The organism is Roseobacter sp. CCS2, from assembly GCF_000169435.1.
Classification (GTDB): domain Bacteria; phylum Pseudomonadota; class Alphaproteobacteria; order Rhodobacterales; family Rhodobacteraceae; genus Yoonia.
The window spans coordinates 1,291,867-1,304,400 of sequence record NZ_AAYB01000001.1 but is presented as its reverse complement, the minus strand read 5'-3'; the positions used below and the strand labels follow the sequence as shown (position 1 = coordinate 1,304,400).

Annotated in this window: 15 protein-coding genes; 7 read left to right on the top strand and 8 right to left on the bottom strand. The window is 55.4% G+C overall.

The annotated features are described in order from the left end of the window. Positions 1-155 precede the first annotated feature (155 nt). From RCCS2_RS06620 to RCCS2_RS06605, 4 genes are all read right to left on the bottom strand, one after another. Entirely contained in the window at positions 156-1,244 is a 1,089-nt protein-coding gene (locus RCCS2_RS06620; protein ID WP_008232511.1) for an ABC transporter ATP-binding protein, read from the bottom strand. Positions 1,245-1,367: 123 nt separating this feature from the next. After that, positions 1,368-2,816: a heme biosynthesis protein HemY gene (locus RCCS2_RS06615; RefSeq protein ID WP_037293284.1), complete on the bottom strand. Its 1,449-nt coding sequence runs from the start codon at positions 2,814-2,816 to the stop codon at positions 1,368-1,370. Positions 2,817-2,827: 11 nt separating this feature from the next. Continuing rightward, a complete protein-coding gene (locus RCCS2_RS06610) occupies positions 2,828-4,006 on the bottom strand; it encodes a COG4223 family protein (RefSeq protein WP_008232509.1) in 1,179 nt (392 codons plus the stop codon). A gap of 94 nt (positions 4,007-4,100) precedes the next feature. Further along, positions 4,101-4,805: a uroporphyrinogen-III synthase gene (locus RCCS2_RS06605; RefSeq protein WP_008232508.1), complete on the bottom strand. Its 705-nt coding sequence runs from the start codon at positions 4,803-4,805 to the stop codon at positions 4,101-4,103. Between the two features lie 71 nt (positions 4,806-4,876). On the opposite strand from RCCS2_RS06605, the gene tsaD reads away from it, so the two are divergent. Genes tsaD through RCCS2_RS06585 form a run of 4 tightly spaced genes read left to right on the top strand, consistent with a single transcriptional unit; the run spans position 4,877 to position 7,610 of the window. Then, positions 4,877-5,959, top strand: coding sequence for a tRNA (adenosine(37)-N6)-threonylcarbamoyltransferase complex transferase subunit TsaD (gene tsaD / locus RCCS2_RS06600; protein ID WP_037293282.1), 1,083 nt, complete (start codon positions 4,877-4,879; stop codon positions 5,957-5,959). After that, positions 5,956-6,918 carry an NAD(P)H-dependent glycerol-3-phosphate dehydrogenase gene (locus RCCS2_RS06595; RefSeq protein WP_008232505.1) on the top strand — a complete coding sequence of 321 codons (963 nt, stop codon included), beginning with the start codon at positions 5,956-5,958 and terminating at the stop codon, positions 6,916-6,918. The genes tsaD and RCCS2_RS06595 overlap by 4 nt, the downstream gene beginning before the upstream one ends. Further along, the gene (locus RCCS2_RS06590; protein ID WP_008232504.1) at positions 6,919-7,191 is read left to right on the top strand and encodes a YciI family protein; all 273 of its coding nucleotides are present in this window, start codon (positions 6,919-6,921) and stop codon (positions 7,189-7,191) included. After that, positions 7,191-7,610: an EVE domain-containing protein gene (locus tag RCCS2_RS06585; RefSeq protein ID WP_037293618.1), complete on the top strand. Its 420-nt coding sequence runs from the start codon at positions 7,191-7,193 to the stop codon at positions 7,608-7,610. Before RCCS2_RS06590 ends, RCCS2_RS06585 begins: the two co-directional genes overlap by 1 nt. 241 nt (positions 7,611-7,851) lie before the next feature. On the opposite strand, the gene RCCS2_RS06580 is transcribed toward RCCS2_RS06585, so the two are convergent. Continuing rightward, the gene (locus RCCS2_RS06580; RefSeq protein ID WP_008232502.1) at positions 7,852-8,193 is read right to left on the bottom strand and encodes a DUF2853 family protein; all 342 of its coding nucleotides are present in this window, start codon (positions 8,191-8,193) and stop codon (positions 7,852-7,854) included. Between the two features lie 65 nt (positions 8,194-8,258). Beyond that, positions 8,259-8,459, bottom strand: coding sequence for a hypothetical protein (locus RCCS2_RS06575; protein WP_156788439.1), 201 nt, complete (start codon positions 8,457-8,459; stop codon positions 8,259-8,261). Between the two features lie 3 nt (positions 8,460-8,462). On the opposite strand from RCCS2_RS06575, the gene RCCS2_RS06570 reads away from it, so the two are divergent. Beyond that, positions 8,463-8,990: an outer membrane protein gene (locus tag RCCS2_RS06570; RefSeq protein WP_008232501.1), complete on the top strand. Its 528-nt coding sequence runs from the start codon at positions 8,463-8,465 to the stop codon at positions 8,988-8,990. A 42-nt stretch (positions 8,991-9,032) separates the two neighbouring features. Here RCCS2_RS06570 and RCCS2_RS06565 read toward each other — a convergent pair whose 3' ends face one another. Next, on the bottom strand, positions 9,033-9,815 hold the full coding sequence (locus RCCS2_RS06565) for an extensin-like domain-containing protein (protein ID WP_008232499.1): 783 nt from the start codon (positions 9,813-9,815) through the stop codon (positions 9,033-9,035). A 6-nt stretch (positions 9,816-9,821) separates the two neighbouring features. After that, entirely contained in the window at positions 9,822-11,207 is a 1,386-nt protein-coding gene (ahcY, locus tag RCCS2_RS06560) for an adenosylhomocysteinase (protein WP_037293614.1), read from the bottom strand. Positions 11,208-11,443: 236 nt separating this feature from the next. Here ahcY and RCCS2_RS06555 point away from each other — a divergent pair, with 236 nt between their 5' ends. Both RCCS2_RS06555 and RCCS2_RS06550 read left to right on the top strand, forming a co-directional pair. Further along, positions 11,444-12,040 (top strand): HD family hydrolase, encoded by a 597-nt coding sequence (locus RCCS2_RS06555; protein ID WP_232204240.1) that lies wholly within the window; start codon positions 11,444-11,446, stop codon positions 12,038-12,040. Continuing rightward, positions 12,037-12,531 (top strand): GNAT family N-acetyltransferase, encoded by a 495-nt coding sequence (locus RCCS2_RS06550; RefSeq protein WP_008232496.1) that lies wholly within the window; start codon positions 12,037-12,039, stop codon positions 12,529-12,531. The genes RCCS2_RS06555 and RCCS2_RS06550 overlap by 4 nt, the downstream gene beginning before the upstream one ends. Positions 12,532-12,534: the final 3 nt, after the last annotated feature.

Genomic DNA, 12,534 nt, shown 5'->3' with positions numbered 1-12,534 from the left:
CCACCAAATGATGTGACTGTCAGGTCTTGGGCCGCAAGCGGGCTGGCAGTCAGCGCGGTTGCGGTGGCTAGTAACGTCAGATGTTTTTTCATCGGTTTCTCCTTGTCATGTCCGGGCATTATGCAGGGCCCCGGTTTGCCCAAAGTGGCCGAACCTTACGGAAAGGCCGTGCAATCGTTGGTCAAAGACAGCAGTTGGGCTTGCGCCCCATCGTCAAAGTTTGGGGCAGACAGATCATTGAGGACCTTGACGATAATATCTGTTCCGTCCGGCATTTTGAAATAATAGCGGATAAAGTCGCCCACATAGATACGCGTGTTGAACGTGACTGTCAGCGCGTTGTCATGGGCATGATCGGTTGGATGGATGAACAGTTTCTCCGGGCGGATCGACACGCGGCAAGCAGCACCATCTGTCAGGCCTTCTGCCGCGCGTGCCGTGATCGTGCCAGCATCGGTTTTCACTTGGGCCACGCCATCCGTCAGGTTTGTGACCTGACCCGCGACAAAGTTATTTTCGCCGATAAAGTCAGCAACAAATGCGTTCACCGGGCGTTCGTATAATTCAGACGGGGGCGCGCATTGCTGCACAACACCATCGTTAAACACGGCGATGCGGTCAGACATTGATAACGCTTCGGTCTGATCATGGGTCACATAGATCACGGTAAAGCCGATCTGCTTGTGCAGACGCGTAATTTCAAACTGCATCTGTTCGCGCAGGTTTTTGTCCAGCGCCCCAAGGGGTTCATCCATCAAGATCAGCGAAGGCTGGAAAATCATCGCACGCGCCAAGGCGACACGCTGTTTTTGTCCGCCCGACAATTGACCAGGGCGGCGATCACCAAACGCGGACAGTTCAACCAACTCAAGATACTGGGCAACACGTTCCTTGATTTGTGCTTTTGGCATCTTGCGCACGCTCAATGGATACGCCAGATTTTCGGCCACCGTCATATGCGGGAATAAAGCATAGTTCTGAAACACCATACCGATGTTGCGCTTGTTCGGGGCCGTACTGTTGATTGATTTACCGCTGATCGCGATATCGCCGGACGTCACGCTTTCAAAGCCTGCCAGCATCATCAAGACGGTGGTTTTACCGGACCCCGACGGACCAAGAAGGGTAATAAATTCCCCCTCTTTCACATCCATATCGAAGCCTTTGACGACCAGATTTTTCTGGTCATAGCTTTTCTTCACATTATCAAAACGCAGAAACGTTTCTGATCCAAAATCTTTCATACTCGTGTACGCACTCCCCAGTGGCTGGGGTTAGTTAAACAGGTGCTATAGGACTTTACAACAACCAGTCTTGCCGGTGATAGCCCGCCATTTCAGGCAGCCTAAAATTTATGCGCTGTGGGCTTACTTGGCTTCTTCGCCCTGAACGACAATGGCCTCTTCGACAACTTCAGTTGACGGCAATTGTGCCTCTTTTGTCTGCCCGACAATCAGTGGCAACATCTCGGTGCCGGCGGGCATGGCGACATCGCTTGCCGGTGGCGTTTTCCAAGCAAGCGTATCAAATGATCCGCAGTTATCGCAGGTGGCCGCCCATGTGGGATGGATATGCTGGCAATTGCCACAAATCCACTGCGGGCCGCGCGGCGCGGTCAGCGCTTTGGTCAGCCAGCCGCGTACCACGGAGTCGTCCGCACCCTCGCCGCGTTCAATGGCTGCCATGATTGTCAGATTACGGGCCGTCGGGTCTTTTTCAACCAATTCGCCCAGCGCACGCTTGGCCGCTGGGAAATCCTCTGCCGCGATGTGCAATTCGGCCATCAGCATCTTTGTTTCAGGATGGTCGGCGGTTGTCTTTGTTAGCTTGGTGAACCGTTTAAGGCGCTCATCGCTGCTTTCATCCGGCGCAATCTCTGCAAAGGCTGCTGCAATGTCGGGATGCGGTTGCGCATTCCAAACCTTCGTCAAAACGCGCGTCGCATAGCGGGCGTTACCTTCACCGATATAGCCACGCGCAGCCATGATGGCCGCAGGGATCAGATCAGGCGATAGGCGGTTGGCCTCAATGGCCGCCTCGCGGGCCTCAATGGTTTTGCCTTCGTCCAGAATATCGCGGGCCTCGGACAGGGCAAGCACAGCATCGCGCCGCTTGTGAACATCACGCGGCAGGCTGCCGGACTTGAGCTTAGCACCAAGGGTTTTGCGCGCCCCAGCCCAATCAGACTTTTCGGCTTGCAGACGCAGCAGTACATCCTGCGTCTCTTCGTGCTTTGGCTTCAGGGCAAAGGCCTTTTGCGCCAGCGCCATTGCGGTATCCGTATCACCATCACTTAGCTTTTGCTTCATGATCCCACGCACCCCGACAAAGCGGGTTTTGTCATCGGACAGCAGTTTCTTGTATGTCTCTTCGGCTGTTTTACGATCGCCCGTCATCTCGGCCGCCTGCGCCGTAAGCAGGTTTGTCAGCTGTGGCTGTTGCAGATACTTATCTGCCCGCGCCGCTTTGGTCATCGCCAGATGCCCTTCGCCTGACGCTAGCGCCATCATACCTTCGCTGAGCGCCTCATAACCCTTTCGTTCGCGGTTACGGTCGAAGTAACGCGAAATCGCGGTTTCATCGCCGTTGAGGAATTTGAACGTGGCCACGCAAAGCGCCAAAAGCTTTAGCCCCAACCAAACCGCAACGACCAATGCACCAAGGGCAAAGACCATTTCCAGCGTACTGAGCGTGAATTCCTGACCGGCAACATCCACGGTCGCCCCGCCATCCACTTCCATTAGCTGCGTGCCGCCGTAGGTGAGTGCGGTTACGGCTAAAACAAACGCCACTATTTTAATGAGGGACCAAAGCATAAGGTTCGCCTTTAGTTATCTGAAAGGGATGTAGAAAGCATATCAACTGCGGCGATGGCATCAGCGCGCGCTTCGGCCTGACCCAGCCAGTCTGACATTTCAGCGCGGGCCACTTCGGGCAAGGCGCTGATCTCGGCCAATGCATCGGACAACCGCCCTGTGCGCACCGCGTCCTCTGCCCGCGACAAAATAGCATCGGCGCTGTCACCGTTTTGTGGGGTCGTTGACCGGACATCGAATTGATTGCGCATGAATGCACCAAAGCCGGTTGTCTCTTCGCCGGATACACCTTCGCTGCGCGCGGTTGCCAAGGCGACACGAGCCATGTCCGGGAACTGGTCTTGCAAACTGGCAAGTGTGGGCACGCCATCCTGCACTGCGATCAGGGCATCGGGTGCGCTTTCGCCCAGCGCCTCTTCAAGATCACCCAAAGCTGCACCGATTGGCGCACCGCTTTCAAGCGCTATTTGAACACGGGCCAATGCAGCGCGAGCTGCGGCGTTGCGCGCTGCCGCTGCTGCATTCTCTTCAATGGATGCGGCTTGCGCGCGCGCCTCCGTCAATTCCGTCTGGGCTGCATTTGTCATTTCGGCGATCTGCGCACGTAAGGCATCCAGCTCGCTCGCGACACCTTCGCCGGCCGCATCCGAGATCACAGTGCCGGCAGGCCGGTCCTCCAACGCGGTGACGCGGGCGGTGATGTCAGAAATCTGCGCCGCCAAATCCGCTTGCGCGGCTTCAATACCGCTTAGGTCCACTTCGGGTACTGCAGCCAGACGTTGTTCCAGACTGTTGATTTGCGATGACTGGACAGCAATTTGTTCGGACAATGTTGTATCGGCTGCGGGTGCTGTCAGCGAAGCAACAGCGAAACCGATGACGCCGGCCAGTAAACCGCCAAGTACCAACGGCAAGAAACCGGCACCTTGGGCAGGCTCTGCCGCTTTGGGGCGCGCGGGTGTTTTTGGCGTTTCAGGTGCTGGGGTGACTTTAGGTTTTTCGACAGCAGGCATAGCCGATTTTTCCACAGCTTTTTTCTTTTCCGGCGCTGCTTTGGTGTGCACTTCAGCAGGAATGGTGTCGATCATCGGCTTGGAGGCCGTTACCGATTCGGATTTCGCCGCTTCGGTTCTTGCCGTATTTTCCGGTTTTGCTGGTGTCTTGCGACCCTTGGCTGGCTGTTTTGCCACGTTTTCACCCTTTCAGCGCCCCCACCGGCCAGATTGACAGGTGAAAACCTAGACTATCGCGCATCTGCTGGACCCTCAAGCAATCCAACCTGACCTAAGTGCGACCAATTTGCGTTCTCATGACACTTAACGTTGCCGAAAGCATCGCGTTCCCATCCGGGCTGGCTGCCACAGTGATCTGCGTTGCAACCTTTGGCGAGACTGCCGATTTCACAGCATCGCTAAGTGCCACAACATGAACGGCTGCATCAAACGGCCCCTCACCATTCAGTATCGTCGCAGTACGCGGCGAGAACAGGGGGAAGATCACCAAGCTTTGCGCAGCGACCGCGCGTTTTACTTCTTGTGTGAGGTTCAGCGCCCTTTGATCATAGACCACGACATCCGCGCAGGTAATCCCAGCGGCGTTTAAACGGGCGCTCACGTCACCGCGTGCGTGTTTGCCGCGGATGTGCGCAAGCGCGCCGGTCGGTTTGGCCGCAATGATGTCGGCGACCAACCCATCAGCGTCTCCCGGCCCGACGACCGGCGCAAACCCAGCGGTCCGCGCCAGTTCGGCTGTTTTTGACCCAACACACCATGCCGTCAGGCCGCGCGGCAGGCCAAGCCTTTCAGATGCCGACACACCATTGGCAGAGGTAAAAATAATGGCGTCCGGTACGTCACAAGTGGCAGCGACCGGCACAATTTCAATCAATGGGGCAATAATAATCTCTAACGGTCCATCCCACTGCGCCTTTAGCTTTGTTGCAAAGCGTGCGCTTTGTGCTTTTGGGCGGGTCAGGATGACGGTCGGCATTATTGAGGCACCATTGTTTGCGCGCTGTCGCAGTGTTACTCGGCAACGACAAACACGCAACCGGAACCGCCATGAATCGCACTCTGACCATCCTTGGCATCGAAAGCAGCTGTGACGATACCGCCGCCGCTGTGGTGCGCGGGCATGATGTGCTGGCTTCGGTCGTGTATGGCCAAACATCGCTCCATGCCGATTTCGGCGGTGTCGTGCCAGAGATCGCAGCCCGGGCACATGCCGAAAAGCTGGATCATTGCATTGAAGAAGCACTGGCTGAGGCTGAACTGACATTCTCTGACCTTGACGGTATCGCGGTTACCGCAGGTCCCGGCCTAATTGGTGGCGTATTATCCGGTGTGATGTGCGCCAAGGGGCTGTGTGCGGCGACAGGATTGCCATTAATCGGGGTAAATCACCTTGCCGGGCACGCATTGACCCCGCGGCTGACGCATCAAGTGGCTTATCCTTATTTGATGCTGCTGGTTTCAGGCGGGCATTGCCAGTTCCTGATTGTTAAAGCGCATGACACCTTTCAACGCATCGGCGGCACGATTGACGATGCCCCGGGTGAAGCATTTGACAAAACCGCGCGCCTGCTGGGGCTACCGCAGCCCGGCGGCCCATCTATCGAAAAGGCTGCGAAGACGGGCGATCCAAAGCGGTTTGCCTTGCCGCGCCCGCTGCTGAACCAGCCTGGGTGCGATATGTCGTTTTCTGGTCTCAAAACCGCCATTCTGCGCGCGCGCGATAGCGTTGTTGCCGAAAAAGGCGGGCTGACGGCGCAGGATCAATCGGACCTGAGTGCAAGTTTTCAGGCCGCAATTACTGATGTGCTAACAGAAAAAACGCGGCGCGCGCTTGCTGAGTATCTGGAATTGACACCGGCAAAACGAAGTTTTGCAATCGCTGGCGGTGTGGCTGCCAACCAATCGGTCAGAGATGAATTATTAGCGCTTTGCGCCACGTTAGACACTAATTTCATGGCACCACCCCTGCATTTGTGTACCGATAACGCCGCAATGATCGCATATGCAGGGATAGAACGGATGATGGCTGGCGAATACGATGACCTGACCCTTTCTGCCCGTCCACGTTGGCCTTTGGACGGGCGGGCGGCACCCATGCTAGGATCAGGCAAAAAAGGAGCAAAAGCATGAAGATCGGAATTGCAGGCGGCGGTGCTTTTGGCACGGCATTGGCGGTTGCGCTGGCGCTGGACGGGAATGATATACACCTATGGTCGCGCAGTGCAGACGCCGTTTCAGCGATGCAAAACACGCGCAGCAATCCAAAATTGCCGGGCGTTGAGCTCCCTCAAAACATAACTATTTCCGCCGAATTAGAGCCGCTTTTTGTATGTGACACGATCCTGCTTGCCATTCCTGCACAAACTTTGCCTGCATTCCTGACCACACATAGTGAAACATTGGGCGGCAAGAACCTTGTGGCGTGCTGCAAGGGCATCGACCTGAAGCGCATGACAGGTCCGGCCAGCACGATCCGTGATTTGGTGACAGGGGCTGTGCCTGCAATGCTGACGGGCCCCAGCTTTGCCGCCGACATCGCGCGGGGGCTGCCAACCGCGCTGACACTGGCTTGTGCCGATGATGAAATGGGCGCGATGCTGCAAACAGCATTATCGACGACCAGCCTGCGGATTTACCGCACAACAGACACTGTTGGGGGCGAATTGGGCGGCGCGCTCAAAAACGTTATGGCAATAGCCTCTGGGATCGCTATCGGTGCAAAGCTGGGTGAAAGCGCGCGTGCGGCACTGATTACCCGCGGTTTCCCTGAAATGCAGCGCTTGGCGCTGGCGCTGGGGGCACAGCCGGATACGCTCTCTGGTCTGTCTGGTTTTGGTGATTTGGTGCTGACCTGTACGTCGGACCAATCGCGCAACTATCGCTATGGTCTTGCCCTTGGCACCGGCACGGACTTTGACCCGAACACCACTGTTGAAGGGGCGGCAACGGCGCGCGCTGTGCGCCAATTGGCGGGTGAACTGGACATTGATATGCCCATTTGTACTGTAGTTGCAGACCTGACCGAAGACAAAACAGACGTGGCGACGGCACTGAATACACTGCTTTCGCGCCCTTTGAAGGAAGAATAAATGCGCGTTGCCCTGATGACGAAAGACAAATCCGGCGCCTTGCAAACCCGTATGGACAACCGCGAGGCGCATTTGGCTTACATCGCCGAAACCGGTGTGGTTGAGATGGCAGGCCCTGTGCTGGACGATGACGGGCAGATGTGTGGTTCGCTGATCGTGTTGGAAGTTGACGATCTGGCAGCCGCACAGGCCTGGGCCGATAACGACCCTTACGCCAAAGCAGGGCTTTTCAGCGATGTCACCTTGCGCGCATGGAAAAAGGTGATCGGCTGATGGCCCGGTGGTTGTTTAAATCGGAACCCGATGTCTGGGGCTGGGACGCGCAGGTCGCCAAAGGTGAGGCTGGCGAAGAATGGGACGGCGTGCGGAATTATCAGGCGCGTAACAACATGCGGGCGATGAAACTTGGCGAAAAGGGCTTCTTTTATCACTCGCGCACCGGGCTGGAAATCGTCGGTATCGTTGAGGTTTGTGCCGAGGCACATCCTGACAGCACGACCGACGATGACCGTTGGGACTGCGTTGACATCAAGGCAGTACGTCCATTTACCAAGCCGGTGACACTAGAGACTATCAAGGCCGATCCCCGCCTTTCTGATATGGTGCTTGTCAACAATTCACGTTTGTCTGTGCAGCCTGTCACAGACGAAGAGTGGCAAATCATCTGTGATTTGGGTGAAACAAAGCCATAAAATTAAAAAGAGGGTTCGGACCTGCTCCGAACCCTCTCTCACCCCGCGTGCTCCATCTCCACCACACGCAACTGAATCTCTGGTTCGGACCGTTCTGGCCCATGTGTTTGTCTAACAAGATATTGCGGGTTCAGGCAAACGCTAAGCACCTCGAAAACAATTCAAATCTATCGCATCTGCGTCCAAACAACGCAAAACGCCCGCGCAATGGCGGGCGTTTCGTCAAAAATTCGGTGTCCGTTTAGCTGTAGACTGACTCTTTACCGAAGTGTTTTGTCAGCATGTAATAGACCACGGCGCGATATTTGTTGCGCTCGGACTGGCCATATGTGTTGAGGACAGAACTGATTGCTGAATCCAGCTCTGGGCTGTCTTTCAAGCCAAGCTTTTTCATCAGGAAGTTGCTTTTCACGGTCTCAAGTTCCGCTGGTTGACTGCTGGCCACGGTCGCGGCGTCTGCATTGTAAATGGCTGGGCCACATCCAATTGTCACCTTTGTGAGAAGATCCATATCTGGCGTCATGCCACATTTGTTCTTCAGGTCGTCTGCATACTTTGCAATCAAATCGTCTCTTTTACCCATGAGAATGTCCCCGATGTTTGTGTTCTTTTATCAATAGAGACGCGACGCGCCCCAGTAGGCGCACGTTAATGGGACTGCCCCCGCGACGTAAAGAAAAAAGCCTTTTCGGTGGCAATCTTTCGCTTTGTTGCCCCAGCCAGCCCCGGTTCAAGTGTGATGGCAGGGAATGAGGCGCTCACAACATCCTCACGAAAACGTTGAGCAAAGCCGTAAATCCAGAGCGATTGGCCCGCCGTAAACCATTCATTAACTTCAACAAGGAACACGAAATGAAACTTCACTCCCTCGTCATTGCAGCTGCTCTTGCTGCCGCACCTATCGCATCCTTCGCACAAGATTGGACCGGCCCATACGCTGGTTTCCAAATTGGTGGATCAGACATCGACGTTGATGGCGCAGCTGAACTGACCGGCGACGGCCCGTCCTACGGCATCTTTGCTGGTTACAATGTGCAAAACGGTGCAATCGTCTATGGCGGCGAAATCGACTATGACGTAACCGAATACGAAATTGCAGGCGGCGCGCAGGAAGTCGACTCAACCACGCGCCTGAAGGGTCGCATCGGTACAGAGCTGGGCGGCGGTTTGGCATATGGTACTGCCGGTGTGGTATGGGCAACGTCCCCGGGATTGGGTGACGACAATGGGTATTTGGTCGGTGTAGGTTATGACCTGCCAGTGACACAAAACATGACCGTTGGCGCAGAAATCCTGCAACACGAGTTTGAAGATTACAACGATACGGACCTTGATGTTGGTGTGACCACATTCAAAGCCCGCGTTTCCTTTAGCTTCTAAGCAATAAGACCAGACGCGGATCATGTGATCCGCGTCTGGTCGTCATCGGCAAAGCCCCCAACCGCGCGATTGCAAATGAAAGTGATCCGCATGCAAGCGATTGTAATCAGGCGATAACGTCAGATTGAACCAATCGCAGGCCCCGTTGCGCACCGCACGCAAAAAGTCGCGTCTGGGTCCTTCAGCCTCCCAGTCGGCGAGGAGCCTGATCCGGGTGCCATTCGCCAATCCAAAGCCCGCAATATCTATGGCATCTGCTGTGGCATGTGTGCTCATCCGGGTGGAGGGTCCGGAACCGGTTCGCATAGCCCGGCAATTATAGCTGCCAAAGTGGTCGATACTGCTGACGGTTGATCCCAGAAATTCCTGCGCTGCGGGTTGCACGCTATGCCTTTCCCACATGGCCAGCCGCAGCGCGATGGCGCAGCGTGTTTCAACCGGGGCTAACCGCGATTGCCCGACAGCACGCAGATCAACGCGGTCTGTGATGAAGCACTGTTCGGTATCTTCAAGCGGGCCCAGCGATTGCAGCGCTGCATGCCCGTCCAGTGCAGCCAGACATTGCGCTTGATCAGAAACGGCCTGATTCAGCTTCCACCCTGTCATTGCCGTCACGGGGTCACTGATCCGCAAAGGCTGGGTCGGGTTCCATTCCCGTGGCAAAGGTGTGTCTGGATGCACAATTGCCTGATATCCAACAAAGGCCAGCACGCCCGCAAACAAAAACGCAGCGATGCCGCTTGTTATGGCCCCGCTGCGTTCACGTTTCTTGCGCTGCTTTTCAGCGGCCTCCTGCGCCATTTGCTGACGTTTGGCGTGCCGCATTGGCGCTTAGTACCTGTAATGCTCTGGCTTGAACGGGCCTTCGACGGTGACGCCGATGTAATCCGCCTGCTCTTTCTTCAGCTCGGTCAGTTTTACGCCGATCCGGGCAAGGTGCAGGCGCGCGACCTTTTCGTCCAGATGTTTGGGCAGGATATGCACGCCAACTTCGTAAGCATCGCCATTGTTCCACAGTTCCATCTGCGCCAGCACTTGGTTGGTGAATGATGCGGACATCACGAACGACGGGTGGCCAGTGGCATTCCCAAGGTTCAACAAACGCCCTTCGGACAACAGGATCAAGCGGCTGCCGGATGGCATTTCGATCATGTCGACCTGTTCTTTGATATTGGTCCACTTGTGGTTTTTCAGGGCTGCAACCTGAATTTCATTGTCGAAGTGGCCGATATTGCCGACGATCGCCATGTCCTTCATTTCGCGCATATGCTCGATCCGGATGACATCTTTATTGCCGGTAGTCGTAATGAAGACATCGGCGCTATCCAGCACATCCTCAAGCACGACAACTTCAAAACCGTCCATGGCCGCCTGCAATGCACAGATCGGGTCAACTTCGGTTACTTTCACGCGCGCACCGGCACCGGCCAGTGACGCGGCAGAGCCTTTGCCGACGTCGCCATAACCGCAGACAACAGCAACTTTACCAGCCATCATTGTGTCGGTCGCACGGCGGATGCCATCAACCAGCGATTCCTTACAGCCGTATTTGTTGTCAAACTTCGACTTGGTCACACTGTCATTCACGTTGATCGCCGGGAACGGCAATTGGCCGTTTTTGTGCAGATCATACAGACGGTGCACACCTGTCGTTGTTTCCTCGGACACACCTTTGATCGCATCGCGTGTCTTGGTGAACCAACCGGGGCTGGCGGCCATACGTTTCATGATCTGCGCTTTAATCGCGACTTCTTCTTCGGATTCAGGAACGGGAATAATTTCTTCACCCGCTTCAGCGCGCGCGCCTAGCAGGATGTACAATGTCGCATCGCCACCATCGTCCAAGATCATGTTCGCGCCTTCCGGGAACATAAAGGATTTATCCAAGTAATCCCAATGCTCTTCCAAAGACTGACCTTTGATCGCAAACACCGGTGTGCCACCTTCGGCGATGGCCGCAGCAGCGTGGTCTTGGGTGGAAAAGATGTTGCAAGACGCCCAGCGCACGTCAGCACCCAGTTCAACCAGTGTTTCGATCAGAACAGCGGTCTGAATGGTCATGTGCAAAGACCCGACAATCCGCGCGCCTTTCAACGGCTTTTTGTCGCCAAATTCTTCGCGCAGCGCCATCAAGCCCGGCATTTCAGTTTCAGCGATATCCAGCTCTTTGCGGCCGAACTGTGCAAGGGCGATATCCTTGACGACGTAATCTTTCATTGCTGCCTCCTGGCGCGCGGTTGATCTGTTTGCGTGGCTGATAACAGGGCTTTTGCCTTGCGACAATGGCAGCGATGTCGCGCCTGTCAGGCGATGCACATCACCCGTCGCATTAGTCTGATATTCGGCAATGATTAAGCAAGTATGGAGCAATATCACAACCCGCCCCAAAGCCACACTTTACGCATCGCCCGCTGCGGCTTATGCCGATAGTTCAGATCATTGGCGGAGCGGGCATGGCAAAAGCACAACCCAGAGCATGGCAGCGGATGCTGTCGGGCCGCAGGCTTGACCTGCTGGACCCGACCCCGGTCGATATCGAGATTGAAGATATCGCCCATGGGCTTGCCTTTGTGGCCCGCTGGAACGGGCAAACGAAGGGTGATTTTGCCTATTCTGTTGCAGAGCATTCACTGCTGGTCACCGAAATCTTCAAACGACAACAACCCAAAGCGCCGGTTAAATGGCAATTGGCCGCTTTGCTGCATGATGCCCCCGAATATGTCATCGGCGATATGATCAGCCCTGTGAAGGCTGCCGTCGGCCCGGGCTATGGCGCGCTGGATGACCGGCTGACGGCGGCCATTCATTTACGGTTCGGTCTACCGGCGCAAATTCCAGTTTCGGTGAAAAAGCAGATCAAAAAGGCTGACAAACTGTCGGCTTGGCTGGAAGCCATCCAGATTGCGGGTTTCACACAAGCAGAGGCTGACAAGTTTTTTGGCAAGCAGGATCCAGCACTGGCAAGCAGCTTGACCATCCGATTACGCGCACCTGTCGCGGTGCGCGATGACTATACTGCACTTTATCAAGAATTGGTGGCCGCCCTATGATGATCCGTCCCGCAACATTTGATGATGCCCCACAAATGACCTCCCTGCTGAACGAGATCATCGCCATCGGCGGAACGACGGCCTATCAAACGCCTTTGAATGAAGATCAGATGCGGCAAAAGTATATTGCGCATGACGATTTGTTATGTTGCCATGTCGCCGAAATAGATGATGCCGTTATGGGTTTTCAGTGGCTTCGTTGGGCCGATCAAACGGTCGATGATCTACCCAAGGGGTGGGCGATCATCGCAAGTTTTGTCAACGGACGCGCAGCTGGAAAAGGCATCGGTAAGCGGCTGTTTGCAGCAACAGTCACTGTGGCGCAACGCGCGGGCGTCAAGACCATTGATGCCACCATCCGCGCCGATAACACGTCTGGTTTGCGATACTACAGCAGCATCGGATTTGTCGATTATGATCTGCTTACCAACGTTTCACTTTCAGATGACTTAGTCGTTGATAAAGCAAGGAAACGGTTCGAAATCGGATAGGTC

Bases quoted from the DNA above. Each gene is read 5' to 3' on its own strand.
- RCCS2_RS06620 (WP_008232511.1), bottom strand. From the start codon at position 1,244: ATGAAAGATTTTGGATCAGAAACGTTTCTGCGTTTTGATAATGTGAAG.
- RCCS2_RS06615 (WP_037293284.1), bottom strand. From the start codon at position 2,816: ATGCTTTGGTCCCTCATTAAAATAGTGGCGTTTGTTTTAGCCGTAACC.
- RCCS2_RS06555 (WP_232204240.1), top strand. From the start codon at position 11,444: ATGGCAAAAGCACAACCCAGAGCATGGCAGCGGATGCTGTCGGGCCGC.
- RCCS2_RS06565 (WP_008232499.1), bottom strand. From the start codon at position 9,815: ATGCGGCACGCCAAACGTCAGCAAATGGCGCAGGAGGCCGCTGAAAAG.
- ahcY (WP_037293614.1), bottom strand. From the start codon at position 11,207: ATGAAAGATTACGTCGTCAAGGATATCGCCCTTGCACAGTTCGGCCGC.
- RCCS2_RS06595 (WP_008232505.1), top strand. From the start codon at position 5,956: ATGAAGATCGGAATTGCAGGCGGCGGTGCTTTTGGCACGGCATTGGCG.
- RCCS2_RS06605 (WP_008232508.1), bottom strand. From the start codon at position 4,805: ATGCCGACCGTCATCCTGACCCGCCCAAAAGCACAAAGCGCACGCTTT.
- tsaD (WP_037293282.1), top strand. From the start codon at position 4,877: ATGAATCGCACTCTGACCATCCTTGGCATCGAAAGCAGCTGTGACGAT.
- RCCS2_RS06570 (WP_008232501.1), top strand. From the start codon at position 8,463: ATGAAACTTCACTCCCTCGTCATTGCAGCTGCTCTTGCTGCCGCACCT.
- RCCS2_RS06585 (WP_037293618.1), top strand. From the start codon at position 7,191: ATGGCCCGGTGGTTGTTTAAATCGGAACCCGATGTCTGGGGCTGGGAC.
- RCCS2_RS06580 (WP_008232502.1), bottom strand. From the start codon at position 8,193: ATGGGTAAAAGAGACGATTTGATTGCAAAGTATGCAGACGACCTGAAG.
- RCCS2_RS06590 (WP_008232504.1), top strand. From the start codon at position 6,919: ATGCGCGTTGCCCTGATGACGAAAGACAAATCCGGCGCCTTGCAAACC.
- RCCS2_RS06550 (WP_008232496.1), top strand. From the start codon at position 12,037: ATGATGATCCGTCCCGCAACATTTGATGATGCCCCACAAATGACCTCC.